The organism is Azospirillum endophyticum, from assembly GCF_016595245.1.
GTDB lineage: Bacteria > Pseudomonadota > Alphaproteobacteria > Azospirillales > Azospirillaceae > Azospirillum > Azospirillum endophyticum.
This window is the reverse complement of record NZ_JAENHM010000060.1, coordinates 252,520-274,213: the sequence shown is the minus strand read 5'-3', so window position 1 is coordinate 274,213 and position 21,694 is coordinate 252,520. Positions and strand designations below refer to the sequence as shown.

Genomic DNA, 21,694 nt, shown 5'->3' with positions numbered 1-21,694 from the left:
TCAGGCGTTGGCGTAGCCGCGCGACAGGCGGCCCAGCGCGTTGAAGATCGACACCACCACCAGCACCGACACCAGGAAGACGATGGAGATCGCCGCGGCGAAGGGCCAGTTCTGCAGGGTGGAGGCCTGCTGGTAGATGTACATCGGCATGAACAGCATCTGGCCGCCGCCGATCAGGCTCTGGGTGATGAAGGCGGTGATCGCCGCGGCGTAGGTCAGCAGGCAGCCGGCGACGATGCCCGGCAGCGACAGCGGCAGGATCACCTTGCGGAAGGTCCGCCAGTGGCCGGCCCCCAGCACCGACGAGGCGTCGGCGAAGTTCGGGTCGATGCGGCCGAGCGCGGTGACGATGGGCAACACCATCAGCGGCATCTGCACCTGCGCCAGCGCCACCACCACCCCGCCGTCGGTGTAGAGGAGCTTCAGCGGGGTGTCGATCAGCCCGAGCCAGGCCAGCGTGGCGTTGACGATGCCCTGGCGGCCGAGGATGACCACCCAGGCGAAGGTGCGCACCACCACGCTGGTCAGCAGCGGCAGCAGCACCAGCAGCATGATCAGCCCGCGCGCCCAGCCGGGGGAGCGCTGGTGCAGCCACGCCACCGGATAGCCCAGCAGCAGGGTCAGGGCGGTCACCTTCACCCCCAGCCACAGGGTGGATCCCAGCACCCCCAGGCTGAAGCGGTCGCCCAGGAAATTGACGTACTGGGTCAGCCCGTAATGGCCGCCCTGCGGATCGGTCTGGAAACTCAGCGCCAGCAGGATCGCCAGCGGGGTGACGAAGAACAGGACGAAGCCCGCCGCCAGCGGAGCCGCGAGCTTCAGGTCGTAGGTGGTGACGTCGCGCAACGTCGCGGCCATGGGGCGGCTCCTTTGGAAAAGCGCTCTTCTACCCGGCTCCATCCCCTCTCCCCCCCGGGGAGAGGGTTAGGGTGAGGGGGATGCATGGCGAGGATCTCCGGCCAGGGAGGAGCGTTGCCGGACGCTTGCTGCGCCACGCCACGCGTCCCCCTCACCCCGACCCTCTCCCCGGGGGGGAGAGGGGGAATCCCCCGGATCCGGCAAGGCTCAGACGCGGATTTCGCGGTTGAAGCGTTCGATCCAGGCGCTGCGCTGCTCGTTGATCTTGGCCCAGTCCTGGAACACGAACTTCTTCGCGATCTCGGCATGGTCCTTGGCCAGCGTCTTCGCCAGCTCGCCCTTGATCGCGACCTTGGTGTTGGTCGGGACGATCAGGTACGGCTCCTCCATCAGCGTCGCCTGGACCTCCGGCGACAGGGCGGCTTCGATCAGCTTGAAGGCCAGCTCCCTGTTGGGGGAGTTCTTGACGATGTGGATGGTCGTCTTGAAGGCGATGGCGCCTTCCTTGGGGATGACGAACTCGACCGGCACGCCGCGCGCCTTCAGGATCTGGATGGCGTTGAAGTTGCCGGGGGAGATGTCGATCTGGCCCTGCTGGAACAGGGTGGCGAGCTGGCCGGGGTTGGCGGCGACGGCGGCGAGGCTGGGGCGCAGCGCCTCGATCGCCTTGAAGGCCGGGTCGATGTTGGCCTCCGACCCGCCATGCATCTTGGCGAGTTCGACCATGAAGCCGGTGCCGAGCGTCGAGTTCAGGTTGGTGATGCCGACGCGGCCCTTGAACTCCGGCCGCCACAGATCGGCCCAGGAGGTCGGCGGAGTCTTCACCGTCTCCGGGTTGTAGGTGATGCCGACCACCTGGAAGAAGGGCGCCGGACCCATCGGCACCTGCGCCGCCGGGATCAGGTCCTTGTAGTAGGCGCTCTTCTCCACCGGATAGGGTTCGACCAGATCCTGGGCGACGGCCTGGAGCGCGGGACCCGGATCATGCAGCATGACGTCGATCGGCGGGTTGGACCTGGCGGCGTTCACCTTGGCGATCTGGTCGACCGACAGCATCGGGTCGAGCACCATGTCGGCGTTGCCGGTCGCCTTGCGGAAGGCGGGGACGAGCACGGCGCGGTGCGCCTCCTCCCAGCTGCCGGTGAAGGTCGCGAAGACCAGCGGGCGCGCCTGCGCCCAGGTCAGGCCGGGGAAGGCGTGCATGGCACCCAGCGTCAGCGCCGTCTGCATCAGGTTGCGGCGGGTCAGCAGCATCGTTCACTCCTGAAAGGGGGGAGGAGGTGGGTGGATTCGAGGGGTTTCAGGCCGCGGCGAAGACCGAGGCGAGGCGGGGGGCGACCGGGGCCAGCCGCACCGGGGTGCCGGGTGCCAGCAGGTCGGCGCGCTGGATGCGCGGTTCCGACACCTTGACGGCGGTGCCGTCGCCGACGCGGATCTCGTGGACGACGGTGGCGCCCAGCGGCAGCCCCATCTCGACCACGCCGTTCAGCGTGTCGCCGTCGCCGGCCGCCGGAGCGACGCTGAGATGCTCGGGGCGCAGGCAGACGGTGACGCGGGCGCCGGGCCGCAGATCGCCCTTGGGCGCGCGCGTCTCGATCAGCCCACCGGCGTCGAGCCGCACCCGGCCGGCGGAGCGGTCGCAGTCGAGCAGCACGCCGCCCAGCAGATTGGCCGAGCCGACGAAGGTGTTGACGAACAGGCTGTCGGGGGCGTCGTAGATCTCGGTCGGCGGGGAGAACTGTTCCAGCCGGCCCTGGCTCAGCACCGCGACGCGGTCGGCCATCGACAGCGCCTCCTCCTGGTCGTGGGTGACGAGGATGGTGGTGATGCCGGACAGGCGCTGGATGCGTTTCACCTCGATCTGCATGTCGAGGCGCAGGTTCTTGTCGAGCGCGGCGAAGGGTTCGTCCAGCAGCAGGATCGACGGGTTGACCGCCAGCGCGCGGGCCAGCGCGACGCGCTGCTGCTGGCCGCCGGACAGCTGGCGCGGGGCACGGTCGCCCAGATGGCCGAGCTTCACCAGATCCAGCATGCGCTGCGCCTCGCTGCGCTGGGTGGCGCGGTCGGCGCCGCGCGCGTCCAGCCCATAGGCGACGTTCTCCGCCACCGTCATGTGCGGAAACAGCGCGTAGTTCTGGAAGACGATGCCGACCGACCGGCGGTTGGGCGGCAGGCCGTCGATGCTCTGCCCGCCGACCATCACATGGCCCTTGGTCTGGGCCAGAAAGCCGGCGATGATCCTGAGCAGGGTCGTCTTGCCGCAGCCCGACGGGCCGAGCAGGGCCACCAGCTCGCCGCCGCGGATGTCGAGCGTCACCCCGTCGACGGCGAGCGAGGCACCGTAACGCTGGGTGATCCCGTCCAGAAGGAGCGTCTGCCCGCGTGGGGACGCCGGGCCGTTGGGCGAAGCGTTGACCATGGCTGCACCATCCCTTTCGCGTTGCCGTTCTTGCGCCTCCTTCTTTAGCAAACGGCATGCCGTTTTCTGTGTTATCCATATATTACAATATGATAGACATGTTTTAGAGAAAGTCGTCTGTGTCCTGGAAAACGGCTGTGCCGTCATCTTGAGCGGCGGCCGGATGCAGTTGCCGCTTTCGGCGCCATTGCGGGGGATTGATCGATGTCTGTGCAGAGCGACGGGGTGTGGCGGGACGGCGCGGCGGCCCTGGCGGCGCGTCTGGCCGGGGGCGAAGTTTCGGCGCGGGCGGTGACCGAGGCGCATCTGGAGCGGATCGCCGCCGCCGATCCCGGCCTCCGCGCCTTCCTCACCGTCGCGGCGGACGAGGCGCTGGCCCGGGCCGGGGAGCTGGACGCCGCGCTGGCGCGCACCGGCCGGCCGGTCGGGCCGCTGCACGGCCTGCCGGTGGCGGTCAAGGATCTGACGGACACCGCCGGCATCCGCACCACCTACGGGTCGGAACTCTATGCCGACCATGTGCCGGCGGCGAACGACGTCGCGGTGGCCCGGATCGAGGCGGCCGGCGGGATCGTCATCGGCAAGACCAACACGCCGGAGTTCGGCTTCGGCGCGATCTGCCGGAACCGGCTGGCGGGGCCGACGCGCAACCCGTTCGACACGCGGCTGACGTCGGGCGGGTCGAGCGGCGGGTCGGCGGTCGCCGTGGCCGCCGGCATGGCGCCGCTGGCCCACGGCACCGATTTCGGCGGGTCGGTGCGGGTGCCGGCGAGCTTCTGCGGCGTCGCCTCGATCCGGCCGACGCCCGGACTGGTCCCGGCGCCGAAACGGGCGCTGGGCTGGGACACGCTGGCGACGCATGGGGCGATGGCGCGCGACACCGCCGACTGCGCCCTGCTGCTCGGCGCGATGGCCGGGATGGATTTCGGCGATCCGACGTCGCTGCTGCCGCCGTTGCGCGACGGTCGCGACGGGGAGGCGGAGTCCCGGTTGGGAGCGACGGCCGATTTCGGCGTCGCCGCAGTCTCGCAGGCGGTGCGGGAGCGCTTCGCCGCGGCTGTCGCCCGGCTGGAGGACGTGGCGGGGCCTGTCGTCCACCGCCATCCCGACTGCGGCGACGCCATGGCGATTTTCCGCACGCTGCGCGCCGCGCAGATCCGCCACGCCTATGGCCCGCTGCTGGACAGCCATGGCGACCGGCTGACCGACACGGTGCGCTGGAACATCGAGGCGGGACGCGGCATCACCGCGGATGCCTATCTGGACGCGCAGGCGGCGCGCACCGCGCTGTACCGCCGCTTCGTCGCGCTGTTCCGGGACATCGACGTGCTGGTCGCCCCGGCCTGCGGCGTGCTGCCCTGGCCGAACGAGGACGGCGAGGTGACGGCCATCGACGGCAGGCCGGTGGAGACGATCCTCGACTATCTCGGGGTGACCGCCATCGTGACGCTGATCGGCTTTCCGGTGCTGACGCTGCCGGTGGGGGAGGCGGGCATGCTTCCCTTCGGCGTGCAACTGATCGCGCGTCCCGGCGAGGAGGGCCGGCTGATCGGCCTGGGCCGGCGATTGGAGCGCGACGCCGGCTTCGTCCATCGCTGGCCGCCGTCAGCGGTCGTGGGTGTTCACCATGACTCTGCCAGGCCCGAACAGCCCTGATGAATGTTTGTGTTTAGCGCTGGTGCCTGAAGATGCAGGCGAATGGCGGCGATGGGGGCCACCGGCACTTCGCGTGTCGGAACCCTGCGATGAAGATCGGAGTTGCGCCCGAAGGGTCGCGAAAGCTTCTCCGTCAATAAGCTTGATAGGCTGAAGTCGGGTGTTTTGCCGCGGCGGTGACCCTACCGCTGCGAGCTGGACGCGGCGACAGCGGCAGCCTGACGGATGGCCCATTCAAGCTCGTCTTCGCTGCGCCCTCCGTTGACGGCGATGCGCCCGCCGAAGACGAAGTGAGGAACCGACCTGACCCCAGCCGCCGTCGATTGGGCCGCCTCCTGCTCGACACGCCCGTGCTGCTCGGGATCGAGCGCTATCGCACGGACTTCCTCGCGTTCGAACCCATAGGCCACGGCGATATCCGCGAGGACATCGGCGTCCGAGATGGTCTTTGCTTTCACGAAATGGGCGTCGGTGATCGCGACCGCGAGCCGGTGCTGCGTCCCCCGCGCCCGCGCCGCAAGGATCAGCCCGTGCGCCGCCTGCGTCCTGTACGTCCAGAGCTGGCGGCTGAGGTCGAGGTCGAGGCCGGACGCCCGTGCTTCCGCCTCGGGCCGGGCGAAGGACGCCTTCGGATCGGTCACGCCGTAGCGCGAGCGGAGAAGCTCGGGAATGTAGAGGCCCTCCGCCGGCGCATCGGGAAGCAAAAGCACCGGATGCTGACGGATGTCCACGTCCAGCTCGGGGAATCGGTCCGCCAGGACCTTATCGAGACGGTGATGCCCGATGATGCACCAGGGATAGGTGATGTCGGTGTAAAGATCGATTTGCAGCATCCTATCCTCCTTCCGGTCGTTGAGCCGGCAAGTCTTGGATAAATCCGAGCACACGCTCGTCAGAGCCAGGGGCTGCCCGCCGGGCTGGTCGGGATGGCGGTGAGGCCATCCGTGCCACGAGCCGGTTGATGGGCCATCTGCCCTCAGACGTGATCGGCGATCCCCGGCGCAGCCTGCAGGTATTCCCTGGCTGCGGCCTGATCGATCAGGGATTTTGCAAGGTTCCCACGGGACAGCGTCATGCCGAGCTTCTCATCTTCCTTGTGGTCTTTTGTCTTGGACCAACCGCTCCAGCATGTGGACATGCATGGACGCATGCCCGAGCAGTCGGCCGGCCCGTCTTCAGGCGGCCTTTTCCAAGACCGAGCGAACCTGGGCTTCGGTGGCGGCGATAGCGGCCTTGGCCGCCTCAGGCCCGTAGACGGTACCTTCCACGCGGACGATTTCGATGTCGGTCAGGCCGATGAAGCCTAGGAGGTGGCGAAGATAGCCGGTCTGGAAATCGAAGGGGGCGTAGTCGCCTTGCGAGAAGACGCCGCCTGCGGCCGTGACGAGATAGACCTTCTTGCCGGTCAGCAATCCCTGCGGGCGGCCGGCTTCGCTGAAACCGAACGTCACGCCCGGCCAGGTGATATGATCGAACCAGGTCTTGAGCTGGGACGATGGGCCGAAATTGATCATGCCCGAACCCAGGACGATCACGTCGGCCGCCTTCACCTCATCGACGAGTTGCTGGGCAAGGCCGACCGCCTTGGCCTGCTCGGGCGTGCGCGCCTCGGGGGCTGCGACGCGGCCGTGAATATAGGCCTCCGCGATATGCGGCGGCGGGTTGGCCGTGAGATCGCGAGTCACAAGGGTGGCGGCCAAGCGAAGCTTGAGGCCTTCGGCGATCTCGGTCGCGAAGCGGGTGGACAGGCTTTCGGCGCCGCGAGGGCTTGAGGTGACGAGGAGGATGTTGGTCATGGTTGCTCCGACGTGACCAGGGTAGTTAACTCTTGTTACCAACGCTATTAAGGTAACTGCCCTGTCCCTCGCAAGAAGGCACTCCAATGACACTTAGTAACATTGATTTTCCTATCCCCCGAAAAGGTGACGACTGCCGGATGGTTCGGGAAATCCTCGATCTCATCGGCGACAAGTGGAGCCTGTACATCATCGCGACGCTCAAAGAAGGACCGGTTCGGTTCAATGAGCTGCGGCGTCAGATCGATGGCATATCGCAGCGGATGCTGACGATCACTTTGCGCGGACTGGAACGGGACGGGTTGGTGAAGCGGACAATGTTTCCCACCATTCCGCCGCGCGTGGAGTATGAGTTGACGGAGGTAGGACGGACGCTCCTTACGCCCGTGATGGCTCTCGTTACGTGGGCGGGAGCCAATCAGGAGAACATCCAGGACGCCCGCGTCCGATACGATGCAAGCTCCATATCCGGCGATTCCGCATAGGGTTCGGCATTCGTCCGGCCGATACAGTTCGATGGGATTGAGGTCGGGGATGTCGTGCGGCGGGTACAGGGTCCGGGCGCTCATGGCGCCGTGTGCGGCACGGCCTGCAGGCACGCGTCCCATGGCGGCGGCGTCGGAAACACCTCGTCGAGGAATGCGAGGAACGCCCGGACATTCGGGCTGGCGCGCCGGCTTTCCGGCCACAGCGCGGTGATGGCGAAGCGGTCGACCGCGAAGGCGGTGAGGATGGGGACAAGCTGTCCGCGGGCGACATACGGAGCGGCGATGTAGGTCGGCGAGATGCCGATGCCGCCCCCGGCGGCCAGGGCCGATGCGACGGCGTCGCTGACGTCGATCACCAGGCCGGGCGCCGGCGTGATCTCGACAATGCGGTCGCCGATCCGAAACGGCCAGCGGAGGGCCTGGCCGGAACTCTGGTAGCGGAAGTTCACGCAGTCGTGGTTCACCAGCTCGTCCGGATGCTGCGGTATCCCGCGCCGGGCGAGATACTCGGGCGACGCGAAGGCGCAAACCCGATGCGAGGCGAGCCGGCGCGAGATCAGGCGCGAATCCGCGAGATCGCCGACCCGGATCGCGATGTCGATCCCGGCCTCGATGATGTCGAACACCTGGTCTCCGAGCCGCAGGTCGACCGCCAGTCTGGGGTAGCGTGCGCGAAAGCGCGGAAGCGCCGGTGACAGGACATGGACGCCGATCGGCAGGGGGGCCGTGACCTTCAACGTGCCCGACGGCTCGGCACGGGCGGCCATCGCGGCCTGCTGGATATCCTCGGCGTACTGCAACAGGCGCAAGGCGCGCTCATGCAGGTCGCGTCCTTCGGCCGTCAGGGTCAGGGTCCGCGTGGTGCGCGTGAACAGCGACAGGCCGAGCTGCTGCTCCAGCCGCTGAACGCTCTTGCTGATGGCCGATGGCGACACCGACAGCGCACGGGCCGCCGCCGTGTAGCTGCCCAACGACGCGGCGCGGGCGAAGGCAATGAGGCCGGTCAGCCTCTCCAGACCGATATGTTCCATCATGGAATGAGTAAAGCGAAACCAGGCGCAATTATCAACCTGAACTCTCTGGGATAGGGTTCCTTCAACAGCCCCGCCGGGGCGCCTCGCCATACAGGAGCCCATCATGTCCCAGACGCCTTCGGTCGCCCTGCCGTCCCCGTCGCTCGGCCTTTCCTCCCTCCGCGACCGCATGGTCGTCGTCGTCGGCGGCACGTCGGGAATCGGCCTGTCGGCCGCGATCCAGGCGAAGGCCGTCGGCGCCAAGGTCATCGTCATCGGCGTCGACCGCGACCGCGCCGCCCGGGCGGCCGCCGACCATGGGTTCGACGGCTGGCGCGCCGCCGACGTGACGGACAGCGCGGCCGTCGAAGCGGCCCTGGCCGACATTCCCCAGGTCGACCATCTCGTGCTGCTGGCCGGGACCTTCGTCGCCGGCAAGGTCATGGACGCCGACGTCGCCTTCCTGCGCCGGGCGTTCGAGGAACGCATCTGGGCGGCGGTGACGACGATCCGCGCCCTCGGCGACCGTCTCGCGGCGGACGCCTCCATCACGCTGGTGTCCGGCGTGCTCGCCGACCGCCCCAACGCCTACGGCACCGCCATCCTGGCGGCGGCGTCGGCCGCCATGGAGGCCTTTGCCCGAGGGCTGGCGCTCGAACTGGCGCCGCGCCGCGTGAACACCCTGTCTCCGGGAACCACCGACACGCCGCTGCTGCAGCGGACCCTCGGCGCCGGGCGCGACGCCTATGTCGCGGGCCTGAAGGAGAAGCTGCCGCTCCGCCGCCTGGGAACCCCGGAAGAGGTCGGCGCGGCGGTGGTCTTCCTGATGGGCAACGGCTTCATGAACGGCGAGACGCTGCACATCGACGGCGGCGCCCGCCTCGTCTGACCTTCCGCCAAGACGGAACATCCGGTGCGCCGGGCTGCCTGCCGGCGCCACGAGGGACGATCCATGCCGACACTCTTCGACCCGATCAGGCTGGGCAGCATCACGGCGCCCAACCGCATCCTGATGGCCCCGATGACCCGCGCCCGCGGAACGAGGGGCCATGTGCCGACGCCGATGATGGCCGACTATTACGCCCAGCGCGCCTCTGCCGGCCTCATCATCAGCGAGGCCATCGGCATCACCCCGCAGGGGCTGGGCTGGCCCTACGCCACCGGACTCTGGTCGGCGGAGCAGATCGCCGGGTGGCGCCGCGTCACCGGGGCGGTGCATGCCGCCGGTGGGCGGATCGTCGCCCAGCTCTGGCACATGGGCCGGGTGGTCCATCCGAGCTTCCTCGGCGGCGCCCAGCCGGTTTCCTCCTCCGTCACGACGGCACCCGGCCATGCCCACACCTACGCCGGCACGCGGCCTACGCGGCGGCGCGCGCCCTGCGCCGCGATGAGATCCCCGGCATCCTGACCGACTTCCGGACGGCCGCCCGCAACGCGATCGAGGCCGGATTCGACGGTGTCCAACTCCACGCCTCCAACGGCTACCTCATCGACCAATTCCTGCGCGACAGCGCTAATTTCCGGGACGACGCGTATGGCGGCCCGATCGCCAACCGGGTGCGCCTTCTCCGCGAGGTGACGCAGGCTCTGGCGGATGCCGTCGGCGCCGACCGGACCGGGGTCCGGCTGTCGCCCAACGGCGAGACCCAGGGGGTGCGCGACAGCGATCCGCTGCCCGTGTTCATCGCAGCGGCGGAGGCGCTGTCTTCAATCGGGATCGCCCATCTCGAACTGCGGGAACCGCCGCTCGACGGCACCTTCGGCGTCGGCTACCTGCCGCCGCTGGCGCCGCTGATCCGTCCGGCCTTCAAGGGACCGGTGCTGCTCAATTCCGATTTCAGTGCCGCGCGGGCTCAGGCGGACCTGGATGCCGGCATCGGCGACGCCGTGACCTTCGGCCGCCCCTTCATCGCCAACCCGGACCTGCCGCGTCGGATCGCCGAAGGCCTGCCTCTGGCCGCCGACGACCGCGCGACCTGGTTCACGCAGGGCGCGGACGGCTACCTCGACTATCCCCCGGCGGGGGCCTCCGCACGGCTGCGGAGCGCCTGACCCGCCTCCTCATGCAAGGACAGTATCATGACGCAAGCGCTTACGGGCAAGGTTGCCCTCGTTACCGGCGGTTCGCGGGGAATCGGCGCCGCCATCGTCCGCCGGCTCGCCGGCGACGGCGCGGACATCGTGTTCAGCTACGGCTCGTCGAAGGAGCAGGCCGAGCGGATGGTCGAGGAGGTCGAAGCCCTCGGCCGCCGGGCCGTCGCCATCAGGGCCGACCAGGCCGTCGGCCAGGAGGTCGAGGCCCTGGTGAGGGCGGCGCACGCGGCGTTCGGCCGGCTCGACATCCTGGTCAACTCGGCCGGCGTGTTCATAACGGGCGTCGCCGGCGATCCGGCAACCGACCCGGCGGCTCTCGACCGCCAGTTGGACATCAACCTGAAGGCGGTGGTCGGTGCCGTCCGGACCGCCATTCCCCTGCTGGGCGACGGCGGCCGCATCGTGTCGATCGGCACGGCCGGCGCCAGCCATCGCGCGGCCTTCCCAGGGATCGCGGATTACGTCGCCTCGAAAGCGGCGGTCGCGGCCTACAGCCGCGGCTGGGCGCGTGACCTCGGCCGGCGTGGGATCACCGTCAACGTCGTCCAGCCCGGCCCGATCAACACCGACATGGCCCCCAAGGACGGTCCTGTCGCGGACCTCTTGAAAGGCATGTCCGCGCTCGGCCGCTACGGCGAGCCGGAGGACGTTGCCGCAGCGGTCGCCTTCCTTGTCGGGCCGGAGGCCACCTACATCACCGGCGCGACGCTGACCGTCGATGGTGGGCTGTCGCTGTGAACGCCCCATCCCCGTGAACACACACTGCCGGTACCCGGTTCGGTCCGTCGCAGGCCGCGCTGCATCAGCCTTGTGAACGGGCCGGGAACGGCGATCCAGGCAAAGAACCGATCCGCTCGGGAGCCGGATTGTACGCCATCGTCGATGCACAGGTCTTTTTTGAACGCGGCCGGTACGGGCGCCGGCTACCCTCCTGCCCGGAAACGTCACATGTCGACTAGCGGGCCGATGTCGATGCCGTCGAGGTTGGTCGAAGACGACCTCGCCGGGCGACTTTCGATGATCAATCGAACTTTGTGGAACTTGCCAAGTTTCACGGCGGCCTTATCCTGGTTACCAGTCAAGTCGCTGGTTGAAGCCCACAGTGCGGAGCGCCATCGCGTATGACATCTGCCCCCTTGCGCCCTTACCGCAGTCCCGTTACGCCGCCGCGGCGCGATTCCGGCTCCGCCGATATGCCGAGGGGGCGACCCCGAAACGGGCACGAAAGGCGGTCGCAAAGTGCTGGGAGGAATTGAAACCGCAGGAGAACGCGATCTCGGTGATGCTTCTGGCCTCGTCCGTCAGCAATGTCCTTGCGGTTTCAAGCCTTTTCTGCAGAAGCCACCGGTGCGGCGGCATGCCGAACGCCGCTTTGAACAAAGAGGTGAGGTGAGACCGCGAGATGCCGATGGAAGACGCCAAATGCTTAACTTTGATGTTGTGCGCGATATCGGCTTCGATCATCTCGATTGCCGTGCATAAGTGTTCGTTTAGCGTCGCGTCTGCTTTTGGCATGATTTGAGAGATAATTGGTTATTTTCACGTTCGGCGCAGTTTTGCCGGACGGAAGATACGCTTTCGACAAAATAACGGACAGATCGCCTAGCTTCGTTTCAGTCGTGCCGTTACGGAATAAATCGCGGGTTTTTTTGTGCCTGCTCCTTCATGGGAGGGCACGGCACCGGCAAGCCGAACAGATCCAACTGGAAAGGATTCATGATGATGGACGTCATCACCCTCAAGGATGGAGCGCAGACTGCGTATCGTGACTGGGGCGAGGCGCGTCCCATCCCGGTCTCCCACGGCTGGCCGCTGTCCGGCGACCCAACGGGTGGGAGCGTGCGATGATCGCGGCGACGGCGTGCGATACCGCCCCGGTCAGGCCGCTGGCTGCCGGTATCGGCAGACTGCTCCTGGCAGTCACCGCGGCCGCCGGGCTGTGGCTGGCCGGCGCGGATGGCAAAGGCCCGCTCCCGGCCCATGCCCAGGCGGCCGGGGCAGGCGCACCGCCGGTGACGGTCAGCCGGCCGCTGCGCAAGGACATCGTCGAGTGGGATGAATTCACGGGCCAGTTCCAGGCCGTGGACTCCGTGGTGATCCGCGCCCGGGTCAGCGGCTATCTCGATTCCGTCAATTTCCGTGACGGCCAGATGGTCAAGGCCGGCGACCTGCTGTTCGTCATCGATCCCCGCCCCTTCGAGGCGACGCTCGCCTCGGTGAAGGCCGAGTTGCAGCAGGCCGAAGCCAAGCTGGACCTGTCGAACCGCCAGCTGGCCCGTGCGGCCGAACTGCGGCGCAGCGACAATGTCGCCGCCAGCGTCTTCGATGAGCGGAACCAGCAGGTCCGCGTCGACGCCGCCGGGGTCGAGGTCGCCAAGGCCGCCGTCCGCACCGCGGAACTGAATCTCAGCTTCACCCGCATCCTGGCGCCGCTTGCCGGCCGCATCAGCCGGCGCGAGGTCAGCGTGGGCAATCTGATCGCCGGCGGCGAGGCCGGCGCGGCGACGCCGCTGACCACCATCGTTTCCCTCGACCCGATCTACTTCGCCTTCGACATGAGCGAGGCCGACTTCCTCGCCTATGTCCGTGCCGCTCAGAACGGGACCTTGCGCTCGCAACGCGACGGCGGCATCGAGGTCGAAGCCCGCCTGTTCGACGAGCGCGACTGGACGCTGAAGGGCACGCTCGATTTCGTCGACAACCAGGTGAATGCCGGGTCCGGCACCATCCGGGCACGCGCCGTCTTCCGCAATCCCAACGGCGTCCTGACGCCCGGACAGTTCGGGCGGCTGCGCCTGCCGGGGTCCGACCGCTATACCGCGACCCTGATCCCGGACCAGGCGGTGGTCAGCGACCAAGCCAACAAGATCGTGCTGACGGTCTCCGACGACGGCACGGTGGTGCCCAAGCCGGTTCGGCTCGGCCCGATCGAAAACGGTCTGCGCATCGTTCGGTCTGGGCTGGCGGACACCGACCGGGTGATCATCAACGGTCTGGTCCGCGCCCGGCCCGGCGCCAAGGTGACGCCGCAGGAAGGATCGATCGAGCCGCCAAAACCGCCGGCCGGCTGAGGGGCGACCGTCATGAACATCTCGCACTTCTTCATCAACCGGCCGATCTTCGCGGCCGTCCTGTCCATCGTCATCACGCTCATCGGCCTCTTCGCCTACCTGACCCTGCCCGTCGCGCAATATCCCGAGATCGCGCCGCCGACCATCGTGGTGAACACCACATATCCCGGCGCCTCGGCGCAGGTCGTCGCCGACACCGTTTCCGCTCCGATGGAGCAGGAGATCAACGGCGTCGAGAACATGCTCTACATGACCTCGCAGGCGACCAGCGACGGCCGCCTGCAACTGACCATCACCTTCAAGCTCGGCACCGATCTCGACACCGCCCAGGTGCTCGTGCAGAACCGCCTTGCCGTCGCCGAGCCGCGGCTGCCGGAGGAGGTGCGGCGCATCGGCGTGACCGTGCGCAAGAATTCGCCCGACATGCTGATGGTGATCCACCTGAACTCCCCAGGCGGAGAGCGCGACCAGCTCTACATGTCGAACTACGCGCTGCTGCAGATCAAGGACGTGCTGGCGCGCCTGGACGGCGTCGGCGACGTGCAGGTGTTCGGTGCCCGCGATTATGCCATGCGCGTCTGGCTCGACCCCGACAAGGTGGCGGCCCGCGGGCTCACGGCCGGAGACGTCGTCCGCGCCATCCAGGCGCAGAACGTCCAGGTGTCGGGCGGTGTCATCAACCAGCCGCCGGTTCCGACCCCCGGCGCGTTCCAGCTGAATGTCGAGACGCTGGGCCGCCTGACCGATGCGCGCGACTTCGGCAACATCATCGTGAAGACCGACGGCAGCGCCGTCACCCGCCTGCGCGACGTGGCCCGCGTCGAGCTCGGCGCCCAGGACTACAACCTGAACGCCTATCTCGATCGCCAGTCCGCGGTGCCGCTGGTGGTCTTCCAACGGCCCGGCTCCAACGCCCTGGAGACCGCCAACCGCATCCTGACGACGATGGAGGACCTCTCCAAGAGCTTCCCCGCCGGCATGCGCTACGATGTCGTCTACAACCCTACGGAGTTCATCGCCCAGTCGGTCGAGGAGGTCTACAAGACGATCTACGAGGCCGTCATCCTGGTCGTCGTCGTCGTCATCCTGTTCCTCCAGTCCTGGCGCGCCTCCATTGTTCCCATTCTGGCCATTCCGGTCTCGCTGGTCGGCACCTTCGCCGTGCTGGCGGCCCTGGGCTATTCGCTGAACACCCTGTCGCTGTTCGGTCTGGTGCTGGCGATCGGCATCGTGGTCGACGACGCCATCGTCGTGGTGGAGAATGTGGAGCGCTTCATCAGCCGCGGCATGAAGCCCAAGGATGCCGCGCACGAGACGATGAACGAGGTCGGTGGGGCGCTGATCGCCATCGCCCTGGTGCTGACCGCGGTGTTCGTTCCCGCCGCCCTGGTCAGCGGCATTTCCGGCCAGTTCTTCCGGCAGTTCGCGGTGACCATCGCGAGTGCCACGGTGATCTCCTGCCTCGTGTCGCTGACCCTCAGCCCGGCGCTCTGCGCCCTGCTGTTCAAGCCCCACCAGGAACACCCGCCCAAGCCGTCGCTGCCGATGCGGCCGGTCGCCGCCTTCTTCCGCGGTTTCAACGCCGGGTTCGAGCGGCTGTCCAACGGCTATGCCGGACTGACGCGGCGGCTGGTGCGGTTGCCCTTCATCGTCCTGCCGGTCTATCTGCTGCTGCTCGGCGTCACCGGCTGGCAGTTCAACCGGGCGCCGACCGGCTTCATTCCCAACCAGGACCAGGGTTACCTGATCACCGTGATACAGCTGCCACCGGGCTCTTCGCTGGCCCGGACCGACGAGGTGGTGCGCAAATCGGTGGACGTGCTGCTGAAGACACCCGGGGTCATCCATGCCGTTCCCTTCGCCGGCTTCGATGGCGCCACCTTCACCAACGCGCCGAACGCCGGAGCGATCTTCGTGACCCTCGCCCCCTTCGAGGATCGCATCAGGGACGGTCATTCCGCCGACGCGGTCCTGGCCGATCTGAGGAAGCGGCTGGCCTCCATCGAGGACGCCTTCATCATCACCATCCCGCCACCGCCGGTCCGCGGCATCGGCAATTCCGGCGGCTTCAAGATGATGGTGGAGGACAAGCGGGGCCGCGGCCTGCCGGCGCTCGATGCGGCGGTGACCGAGCTGTCCGCCGCGGCCAACAAGATCCCGGGGCTGGTCGGCGTGTTCACGCTGTTCAACACCAAGACCCCCAAGATCTACGCCGACATCGACCGCCAGCGGGCGGAGATGCTGGGGGTGACCGCCGATCAGGTGTTCGAGGCCTTGCAGATCTATATCGGCTCGGCCTTCGTCAACGAGTTCAACCTGCTGGGCCGCACCTACCGGGTGACCGCGCAGGCCGACGGCCGTTTCCGCCAGAACCCGCACGACCTCGCCAACCTGAAGACCCGCAACGAGCGCGGCGAGATGGTTCCGATCGGTGCGGTGGCGGCGCTGACCGACATCACCGGCCCCTACCGCGCCGCCCGCTACAATCTCTATCCGGCGGCGGAGCTGCAGGGCAACACGTTGCCCGGCTTCTCCACCGGCTATGCCCTGGCCGCCATGGAGAAGGCCGCCGCGGAAGTGCTGCCCGACGGCTTCGGTTTCGAGTGGACGGAGTTGGCCTATCAGGAGAAAGCCGCCGGGAACAGCGGCCTGATGGTCTTCGGGCTGTCGGTGCTGTTCGTCTTCCTGGTGCTGGCGGCCCAGTATGAGAGCTGGACCATGCCGCTGTCGGTCATCCTGATCGTGCCCATGTGCCTGCTGGCGGCGGTGACCGGCCTGATGATCCGCGGCATGGCCGTCGACATCCTGGCCCAGGTCGGTTTCGTCGTCCTGGTCGGCCTTGCCGCCAAGAACGCCATCCTCATCGTCGAGTTCGCCCGTCAGAACGAACTCTTCGAAGGGAAGAACCGCTTCGAGGCGGCGGTGGAGGCGGCCCGCACGCGGCTTCGCCCGATCCTGATGACCTCGCTCGCCTTCATCCTCGGCGTCGTGCCGCTGATGATCGCGCAGGGAGCCGGAGCGGAGATGCGGCAGACCCTGGGCACCGCGGTGTTCATGGGAATGCTGGGGGTGACCATCTTCGGCCTGATCTTCACCCCGGTGTTCTATACGGTCGTCCGCCGCCTGTTCAGCCGACCGCTGGCAGTCAACCAGCATCCCGCCGTCCCCGAAGAGGTCGGTATGAAGGCGCGGCATCAGCCTGGGGAATGATGGTCGGTCAGGGGAGGGCGGGGCCGATGGCGGCGGCCCCGCCGGCCCTCAATTCCGGCGGACCGGCGAGGCGTCGTGGCGCTGCTGCTGCGGGCACCCGAGGGGCGGTGCGGAACCGGGGACGTCACGACCGGATCAGGACGACGCCGAGGATCAGCGACGCCGCGCCGGCCAGACGGGTGGGGCTGACCGGGTGTTGCGAAAGCCCGAGCAGGCCGAAATGGTCGAAGGCGAGGGAGCCGAGCATCTGGCCGACGACGATCAGGGCAAGCACGGTCGCGGCCCCTAGGCGGGGAACCATCAGGATGGCCGTTCCGATGAACAGCGCGCCGAACAGCCCGCCGGTCCAGGACAGCCAGGACGTGACCCCGCCGACGCCGTCGGCCAGCCGGGGGCCGGGGGCGGTCAGCGCCACCGCCAGCATCGCCAGCATGCCGACGAGATAGCTGACGAAGCCGGCCCACCAGGGCGATCCCAGTTGCGCCCGCAGATTGGCGTTCAGGACCTGCTGCAGGGCGACGCTCACCCCGGCGCCGATCACCAGGAGATACGAGAAGACGGACAGGGCGGCGCTCATGCCGGACTCCTTCAGGTTTGCAGGACCGAGGGTCCGCAGGGTTGGCATCCCTGCGGCGGTTTCCAGCCGATGGATAGCAGGCCGAGGCGTCCGCGGTCTGGAACGGATGTGACCGGCCGGCAGCCGGCACGCTTCGCTGGCGGATGACCGCGCGGTCGGCGATGCTGTGCGGGCATTTGCGGATGGGGGGACCGTGTCATGGCGACGTCGCTGCGGTTTGCCGGAGGCACGAAGCCCGACGGTGCCTGGCATTATTGGCGGCCGTCCGGCAGCGGCATCGTCGAACTCGGCATCGTCCGTGGACGGGACGTGTCGCTGCCGCCGCATTTCCATGACGAGGACCAGTTGACCTTCGTCCTGTCCGGACGGCGCCGCTTCGTGATGGGCGGCGCGCTGTTCGACGTCGGCCCGGGCGAGGGCGTGGAGATCCCGGCCGGGACGCCGCACCGGTCGCTCGCCGAACCGGCGGATGTCGTCTGCCTCAACATCTACACCGCGCCGGGGGCTTGCGAGGCCACGGCGCTGTTTTCCGGACTGGTCCGGCTGTGGCGACCGCGGACGTGCATCGACTGGCGGGATCTCACGGCGGCCGTCGAGGATTTCCGGGTCGGGGCGGCCATGCCGCCGCATCCGGCCGATAGCGCCGGCGTCCGGTGGGAAACGGTGGGCGAGGCGGCCGATCTCGCCGGCATGAGCCGCGAAGGCTTCTCGCGCCGGTTCCGCCGGCTGTACGGCATGCCGCCGCAGATGTTCCGGCTGTCGGGAAAACTGAACGAGGCCCGCCGGCTGCTGCGCGTCGGGCAGGCGGTCGCCGATGTGGCGGCCGAGACCGGCTTTTCCGACCAGAGCCATCTCGGCCGCTGCTTCCGGCGCGCCTTCGGGGTCACGCCGGGACGGTATCGCCGGGGCATCCCGCAAACGCCATGAGGACGGCGCCGGTGCGCGAAAAGGGTGCGATCGGCCCGGTGGGATAGGGAGGCCGAAATGCCACAGTGGATCGCTGTCTCCCGGTGAGCGGAGGCAATTCCGTCATCGAACCGCCATGTGAAGGGGGATCGCATTGACGGGAGGTGAGGAATGGCCGACTGCCTGGACATTCTGGTGGCCGAGGACGATCCCTGCATCGCCGCGATGCTGGCCGATATCCTGGACGACCTGGGTCACCGTGTCGTTGCCGTGGTGGACACCGCCGAGCGCGCGATCGACTTCGCCGTCGGGAAAGCCGTCGACGTGGCGGTCATCGACGTCTGGCTGGCCGGCGGGTCCAATGGCTTGACCGCCGCGCGGCACCTGACCGACCGGAACGGCATTCCCGTGATCGTGTGCAGCGGGCATGCAGCCGCGCAGGACGCGCGGGCCGCCGGTGCCGTCGCCTTCCTGGAAAAGCCGTTCCGGATCACCGACCTGGAACGCGCCTTGGAACTGGCGATGGAGGCCGGCGCCCTGTCCGGCGCCGCGGCGGTCGCGGCGAAGGCAAGGATGGCGGCGGCCCTTGCGCCGCCACCTGCCGGGCGCTGAGCCGCACTTCCAAGAGCGCCGCGATCTTCCGCCGCCCTGGCCCAGGAGCCTACGGCAGCGCGGCGGCGAAGCTGGCGGCGTTCGCTTCGAGATGGGCGACCTTGCCGGTTCCGGTGAGGACGATGCCGTCGGCGAGATGGCGGCCGATGAAGGCGAAGGCGGCACGGGCGGCGTCCCCGCCTGCCGCCGAGCCGGCAGCCGATCCGGCCGGCGCGCCGACCAGCGAGCCCATGGCGAAGGGACGGTTGACGATCGCCCGCAGGCCCGCCTGCGCCATCAGGGGGAGCAGTGGCAGCATCCTGTCGTCGGCGCTGTTGAAGGGGAATTGCAGATAGGAATAGAGCCCCGTCTCGATTGCCCGCCGCCCGGCCTCGACCGTCGCGATGCTGGCGCCGAATCTCGTCACCCCCGCCGCCCTGGCATGCCCGATCGCGGCGACCACGTCGGGGCTGTCCACCAGCTCGGCGGTCGTCTTGTGGATCTGCAGGACGTCGATCCTTTGCAGGAGGGTCAGGCTGCGGTCGATGCTGCGCCGCAGGGCGTCGCGGCCATGGTCGACGAAGGTCGTGGCGCCGTCCGCATCCCAATGCTCGCCGGCCTTGGTCATCACCGTCAGGGCGGAGCGTCGCGGTCCCGGGAGGCCGGCGAGGAAGCGGCCCAGCACGGCCTCGCTGGTGCCGTAGGCCGGGGCGGTGTCGAGGGTGCGGATGCCGAGTTCGAGCGCGCGGCGGAGAAGGGCCTGCGCCTCCTCCTCGCCGGGCACCCCGGTCGGGCGCACGCCCCAGCTCCGGCCGATGGACAGCAGGCCGAGGCCCAGCTCGAGCCGTGTTTGAACAGTCTTCATGGCGTCATGCCCGTGGTTTCGGGTGGAAGAAGGATTGCGGGCGCAGAGGGGCTTCGCCGAACAGGCCGAAGGCCTGGATGACCATGCCGGTCGGCACGGTGAGGCCGCGGGCGACGCCGCTGCCCTTTAGGACGCCGCCCCGCCGGTCCGGGTCCGGGTCGCGGTGGCTGCCGCCGGACTGAAGGCGGCAGTCCTGCATCCGGATCGGGCCGAGCACCTGCGCCCCGTCGCCGATGTGGTTGGCGAGGGCCAGCGAACCGCCGCCGAGCAGCCGCGCGTGGCTGCCGATCTCGATGAGGCAGCCGGGGTGGTCGGCCTTGATGGTGAAGCCGCCCTCCTCGCCGATCTCGGTTTCGGCGCCGATGGTCACCCGCCCGCCGGCGGCGACGATGCGCGTGCCGGGGAAGAGCCGGGTGCCGCTGCCGACGGTCACCTCGCCCCCCTCCGTCGCCTGGATGATCGTGCCGGGCCACAGCGTGACGCCGCCTGCCAGGGCGACGCCCGGCGAAACCAGCGTCGAGAACGGGTCGAGGACGAGAACCCCGTCGTCGGCGAGCGCCGCCACCGCCTCGACGGACAGGAAGCCGGCGCGTTCGCGAGCCCGGTCGACGGCGCCGAGGAGAGCCTCAACCATGATCGGTGCCATGGCCGCCGGCCCTCCCACGAGTCGCGGCGGCCGGCGCCGGCCGGCTTCCGTTAACAGTGTTTCGCCGGTTTCCCATGATGGTGACATCCGCCATTCATTCGGTCCTTGTATGAACAATCGAAAAGAAAGGCGTCGGAAACGATGCCGCCTGGACGATCGAAGGGAGATCGAAGGAAGGTAAAAGTCTATCTTGTATCTTCTTCATCGTTGATACCGCTTTTTTCCTGAAACGCAAAGCGTTTTGGATAATTTGGTATCATCAGAGAAAACAAAAACGCAGTTTTTACCGGAGGATTCTTTCCATGGTCAGTGCGGTTTCTACGATGAAGTCTGTCGGGTTCGGCATCGGCGCGCTGGTTGCGCTTGCCGCGAGCCCGGCCTATGCGCAGGGAAGCGTCACTGTCCTGTGCGGCGTGCAGGAGGAATGGTGCAAGGCCATGGCCGTCGCCTTCGAGAAGAAGACCGGCATCGGCGTCGCCATGACCCGCAAGAGTGCCGGCGAGGCGCTGGCCCAGATTCGCGCCGAGGCGGCAAACCCGAAGATCGACATCTGGTGGGGCAGCTCGGGCGACCCGCATCTCCAGGCTGCCGAGGAAGGGTTGAGCGTCGCCTATGACAGCCCGCAGATGAAGGATCTGCAGTCCTGGGCGCAGAGCCAGTACAAGCAGTCGCAGGGCCGCAGCGTCGGCATCTACGCCGGGGCGCTCGGCTTCGTCTACAACACCGAGATGCTCGCCAAGCGCGGCATCCAGCCGCCGAAATGCTGGGCCGACCTGCTGCGTCCGGAGTTCAAGGGCGAGATCCAGATGCCCAATCCCAGTTCGTCCGGGGCGGCCTACACGGCGTTGGCGACCCTGGTGCAGATCTTCGGCGAGGATGCCGGCTTCGACTATCTGAAGAAGCTGAACGAAAGCATCAACCAGTACACCAAGTCCGGTGCCGCCCCGGCGGCTGCGGTGGCGCGGGGCGAGACGCTGGTCGGCATCTCCTGGGTTAACGACAGCGTCATCCAGAAGGTGAACAAGTTCCCGGTCGACATCTCGACCCCCTGCGAGGGGACGGGCTACGAGATCGGTTCGATGAGCATCCTCAAGGGTGCCAAGAATCTCGAATCGGCCAAGAAGTTCTATGACTTCGCCTTGACGCCCGAGGCGCAGGATTACGGTGCCGTCAACTTCCAGATGACGCCGTCCAACAAGCAGTCGGTGTCGCCGCCCGATGCGCCGAAGTTCGAGGATGTCCGGCTGATCGACTACAACTTCCAGAAATACGGCATGGTCGAGGAGCGCAAGCGGCTGCTGGGCCGTTGGGAATCCGAGATCAAGTCCGTCGCCAACTGAGCGAAGGGTCCGGTTCGAAGAAGCCCGCTTCTCCCGGTGCCGTTCCAGGCGCCGGGGGAAGCGGGCTTTTTTCGTTTCATGCCGGAAACTCCGGGTCACACACATCCTGTGGAGCCGGCCTGGATCCCCTCTCCCCCCCGGGGAGAGGGTTAGGGTGAGGGGGA

The 21,694-nt window shown here is 68.0% G+C and carries 21 protein-coding genes; 11 read left to right on the top strand and 10 right to left on the bottom strand.

Annotated elements, in window-relative coordinates:
- The 3 genes from JHL17_RS22600 to JHL17_RS22590 all read right to left on the bottom strand — a co-directional run bounded on the left by JHL17_RS22600 (position 1) and on the right by JHL17_RS22590 (position 3,277).
- Positions 1-858, bottom strand: coding sequence for an ABC transporter permease (locus JHL17_RS22600; protein WP_200196607.1), 858 nt, complete (start codon positions 856-858; stop codon positions 1-3).
- 207 nt (positions 859-1,065) lie between these two features.
- Positions 1,066-2,112: an ABC transporter substrate-binding protein gene (locus JHL17_RS22595; protein WP_200196605.1), complete on the bottom strand. Its 1,047-nt coding sequence runs from the start codon at positions 2,110-2,112 to the stop codon at positions 1,066-1,068.
- A 46-nt stretch (positions 2,113-2,158) separates the two neighbouring features.
- Complete coding sequence (locus JHL17_RS22590) at positions 2,159-3,277, bottom strand: ABC transporter ATP-binding protein (RefSeq protein ID WP_200196603.1); 1,119 nt, start codon at positions 3,275-3,277, stop codon at positions 2,159-2,161.
- A gap of 204 nt (positions 3,278-3,481) precedes the next feature.
- Here JHL17_RS22590 and JHL17_RS22585 point away from each other — a divergent pair, with 204 nt between their 5' ends.
- Positions 3,482-4,933: an amidase gene (locus JHL17_RS22585; RefSeq protein WP_200196601.1), complete on the top strand. Its 1,452-nt coding sequence runs from the start codon at positions 3,482-3,484 to the stop codon at positions 4,931-4,933.
- 182 nt (positions 4,934-5,115) lie between these two features.
- On the opposite strand, the gene JHL17_RS22580 is transcribed toward JHL17_RS22585, so the two are convergent.
- A complete protein-coding gene (locus tag JHL17_RS22580) occupies positions 5,116-5,766 on the bottom strand; it encodes a DsbA family oxidoreductase (protein WP_200196599.1) in 651 nt (216 codons plus the stop codon).
- Positions 5,767-6,108: 342 nt separating this feature from the next.
- Positions 6,109-6,729, bottom strand: coding sequence for an FMN-dependent NADH-azoreductase (locus JHL17_RS22575; RefSeq protein WP_200196597.1), 621 nt, complete (start codon positions 6,727-6,729; stop codon positions 6,109-6,111).
- 140 nt (positions 6,730-6,869) lie between these two features.
- On the opposite strand from JHL17_RS22575, the gene JHL17_RS22570 reads away from it, so the two are divergent.
- Positions 6,870-7,214, top strand: a complete 345-nt coding sequence (locus tag JHL17_RS22570) for a winged helix-turn-helix transcriptional regulator (RefSeq protein ID WP_345773860.1) — start codon at positions 6,870-6,872, stop codon at positions 7,212-7,214.
- Between the two features lie 80 nt (positions 7,215-7,294).
- Here JHL17_RS22570 and JHL17_RS22565 read toward each other — a convergent pair whose 3' ends face one another.
- Complete coding sequence (locus JHL17_RS22565) at positions 7,295-8,248, bottom strand: LysR family transcriptional regulator (protein ID WP_247893734.1); 954 nt, start codon at positions 8,246-8,248, stop codon at positions 7,295-7,297.
- Between the two features lie 106 nt (positions 8,249-8,354).
- Between JHL17_RS22565 and JHL17_RS22560 the strand changes: the two genes are divergently transcribed.
- From JHL17_RS22560 to JHL17_RS22550, 4 genes are all read left to right on the top strand, one after another.
- Positions 8,355-9,119, top strand: a complete 765-nt coding sequence (locus JHL17_RS22560) for an SDR family oxidoreductase (RefSeq protein WP_200196594.1) — start codon at positions 8,355-8,357, stop codon at positions 9,117-9,119.
- 63 nt (positions 9,120-9,182) lie between these two features.
- Complete coding sequence (locus JHL17_RS38015; protein WP_425599643.1) at positions 9,183-9,638, top strand: oxidoreductase; 456 nt, start codon at positions 9,183-9,185, stop codon at positions 9,636-9,638.
- Positions 9,608-10,282: an oxidoreductase gene (locus JHL17_RS38010; protein WP_425599644.1), complete on the top strand. Its 675-nt coding sequence runs from the start codon at positions 9,608-9,610 to the stop codon at positions 10,280-10,282. The genes JHL17_RS38015 and JHL17_RS38010 overlap by 31 nt, the downstream gene beginning before the upstream one ends.
- A gap of 27 nt (positions 10,283-10,309) precedes the next feature.
- Positions 10,310-11,062, top strand: a complete 753-nt coding sequence (locus tag JHL17_RS22550) for an SDR family NAD(P)-dependent oxidoreductase (RefSeq protein ID WP_200196593.1) — start codon at positions 10,310-10,312, stop codon at positions 11,060-11,062.
- Between the two features lie 420 nt (positions 11,063-11,482).
- On the opposite strand, the gene JHL17_RS22545 is transcribed toward JHL17_RS22550, so the two are convergent.
- Entirely contained in the window at positions 11,483-11,788 is a 306-nt protein-coding gene (locus JHL17_RS22545) for a helix-turn-helix transcriptional regulator (protein ID WP_200196591.1), read from the bottom strand.
- Positions 11,789-12,168: 380 nt separating this feature from the next.
- Here JHL17_RS22545 and JHL17_RS22540 point away from each other — a divergent pair, with 380 nt between their 5' ends.
- Entirely contained in the window at positions 12,169-13,395 is a 1,227-nt protein-coding gene (locus JHL17_RS22540; RefSeq protein ID WP_200196589.1) for an efflux RND transporter periplasmic adaptor subunit, read from the top strand.
- A 12-nt stretch (positions 13,396-13,407) separates the two neighbouring features.
- Complete coding sequence (locus tag JHL17_RS22535; RefSeq protein WP_200196587.1) at positions 13,408-16,605, top strand: efflux RND transporter permease subunit; 3,198 nt, start codon at positions 13,408-13,410, stop codon at positions 16,603-16,605.
- Between the two features lie 124 nt (positions 16,606-16,729).
- On the opposite strand, the gene JHL17_RS22530 is transcribed toward JHL17_RS22535, so the two are convergent.
- Positions 16,730-17,182 carry a DMT family transporter gene (locus JHL17_RS22530; RefSeq protein ID WP_200196585.1) on the bottom strand — a complete coding sequence of 151 codons (453 nt, stop codon included), beginning with the start codon at positions 17,180-17,182 and terminating at the stop codon, positions 16,730-16,732.
- Between the two features lie 198 nt (positions 17,183-17,380).
- Here JHL17_RS22530 and JHL17_RS22525 point away from each other — a divergent pair, with 198 nt between their 5' ends.
- Both JHL17_RS22525 and JHL17_RS22520 read left to right on the top strand, forming a co-directional pair.
- Positions 17,381-18,109: a helix-turn-helix domain-containing protein gene (locus JHL17_RS22525; protein WP_200196583.1), complete on the top strand. Its 729-nt coding sequence runs from the start codon at positions 17,381-17,383 to the stop codon at positions 18,107-18,109.
- 150 nt (positions 18,110-18,259) lie between these two features.
- The gene (locus tag JHL17_RS22520; protein WP_200196581.1) at positions 18,260-18,700 is read left to right on the top strand and encodes a response regulator; all 441 of its coding nucleotides are present in this window, start codon (positions 18,260-18,262) and stop codon (positions 18,698-18,700) included.
- 49 nt (positions 18,701-18,749) lie between these two features.
- Here the strand turns inward: JHL17_RS22520 and JHL17_RS22515 are convergent, their stop codons facing one another.
- Together JHL17_RS22515 and JHL17_RS22510 are read right to left on the bottom strand one after the other, a co-directional pair.
- On the bottom strand, positions 18,750-19,544 hold the full coding sequence (locus tag JHL17_RS22515) for an aldo/keto reductase (RefSeq protein ID WP_200196580.1): 795 nt from the start codon (positions 19,542-19,544) through the stop codon (positions 18,750-18,752).
- 4 nt (positions 19,545-19,548) lie between these two features.
- Positions 19,549-20,178 (bottom strand): hypothetical protein, encoded by a 630-nt coding sequence (locus tag JHL17_RS22510; protein ID WP_200196578.1) that lies wholly within the window; start codon positions 20,176-20,178, stop codon positions 19,549-19,551.
- Positions 20,179-20,513: 335 nt separating this feature from the next.
- On the opposite strand from JHL17_RS22510, the gene JHL17_RS22505 reads away from it, so the two are divergent.
- Positions 20,514-21,530, top strand: a complete 1,017-nt coding sequence (locus tag JHL17_RS22505) for an ABC transporter substrate-binding protein (RefSeq protein WP_200196577.1) — start codon at positions 20,514-20,516, stop codon at positions 21,528-21,530.
- The last annotated feature ends 164 nt before the right edge of the window (positions 21,531-21,694 follow it).

Bases quoted from the DNA above. Each gene is read 5' to 3' on its own strand.
- JHL17_RS22600 (WP_200196607.1), bottom strand. From the start codon at position 858: ATGGCCGCGACGTTGCGCGACGTCACCACCTACGACCTGAAGCTCGCG.
- JHL17_RS22595 (WP_200196605.1), bottom strand. From the start codon at position 2,112: ATGCTGCTGACCCGCCGCAACCTGATGCAGACGGCGCTGACGCTGGGT.
- JHL17_RS22590 (WP_200196603.1), bottom strand. From the start codon at position 3,277: ATGGTCAACGCTTCGCCCAACGGCCCGGCGTCCCCACGCGGGCAGACG.
- JHL17_RS22585 (WP_200196601.1), top strand. From the start codon at position 3,482: ATGTCTGTGCAGAGCGACGGGGTGTGGCGGGACGGCGCGGCGGCCCTG.
- JHL17_RS22580 (WP_200196599.1), bottom strand. From the start codon at position 5,766: ATGCTGCAAATCGATCTTTACACCGACATCACCTATCCCTGGTGCATC.
- JHL17_RS22575 (WP_200196597.1), bottom strand. From the start codon at position 6,729: ATGACCAACATCCTCCTCGTCACCTCAAGCCCTCGCGGCGCCGAAAGC.
- JHL17_RS22570 (WP_345773860.1), top strand. From the start codon at position 6,870: ATGGTTCGGGAAATCCTCGATCTCATCGGCGACAAGTGGAGCCTGTAC.
- JHL17_RS22565 (WP_247893734.1), bottom strand. From the start codon at position 8,248: ATGGAACATATCGGTCTGGAGAGGCTGACCGGCCTCATTGCCTTCGCC.
- JHL17_RS22560 (WP_200196594.1), top strand. From the start codon at position 8,355: ATGTCCCAGACGCCTTCGGTCGCCCTGCCGTCCCCGTCGCTCGGCCTT.
- JHL17_RS38015 (WP_425599643.1), top strand. From the start codon at position 9,183: ATGCCGACACTCTTCGACCCGATCAGGCTGGGCAGCATCACGGCGCCC.
- JHL17_RS22550 (WP_200196593.1), top strand. From the start codon at position 10,310: ATGACGCAAGCGCTTACGGGCAAGGTTGCCCTCGTTACCGGCGGTTCG.
- JHL17_RS22545 (WP_200196591.1), bottom strand. From the start codon at position 11,788: ATGATCGAAGCCGATATCGCGCACAACATCAAAGTTAAGCATTTGGCG.
- JHL17_RS22540 (WP_200196589.1), top strand. From the start codon at position 12,169: ATGATCGCGGCGACGGCGTGCGATACCGCCCCGGTCAGGCCGCTGGCT.
- JHL17_RS22535 (WP_200196587.1), top strand. From the start codon at position 13,408: ATGAACATCTCGCACTTCTTCATCAACCGGCCGATCTTCGCGGCCGTC.
- JHL17_RS22530 (WP_200196585.1), bottom strand. From the start codon at position 17,182: ATGAGCGCCGCCCTGTCCGTCTTCTCGTATCTCCTGGTGATCGGCGCC.
- JHL17_RS22525 (WP_200196583.1), top strand. From the start codon at position 17,381: ATGGCGACGTCGCTGCGGTTTGCCGGAGGCACGAAGCCCGACGGTGCC.
- JHL17_RS22520 (WP_200196581.1), top strand. From the start codon at position 18,260: ATGGCCGACTGCCTGGACATTCTGGTGGCCGAGGACGATCCCTGCATC.
- JHL17_RS22515 (WP_200196580.1), bottom strand. From the start codon at position 19,544: ATGAAGACTGTTCAAACACGGCTCGAGCTGGGCCTCGGCCTGCTGTCC.
- JHL17_RS22510 (WP_200196578.1), bottom strand. From the start codon at position 20,178: ATGGTTGAGGCTCTCCTCGGCGCCGTCGACCGGGCTCGCGAACGCGCC.
- JHL17_RS22505 (WP_200196577.1), top strand. From the start codon at position 20,514: ATGAAGTCTGTCGGGTTCGGCATCGGCGCGCTGGTTGCGCTTGCCGCG.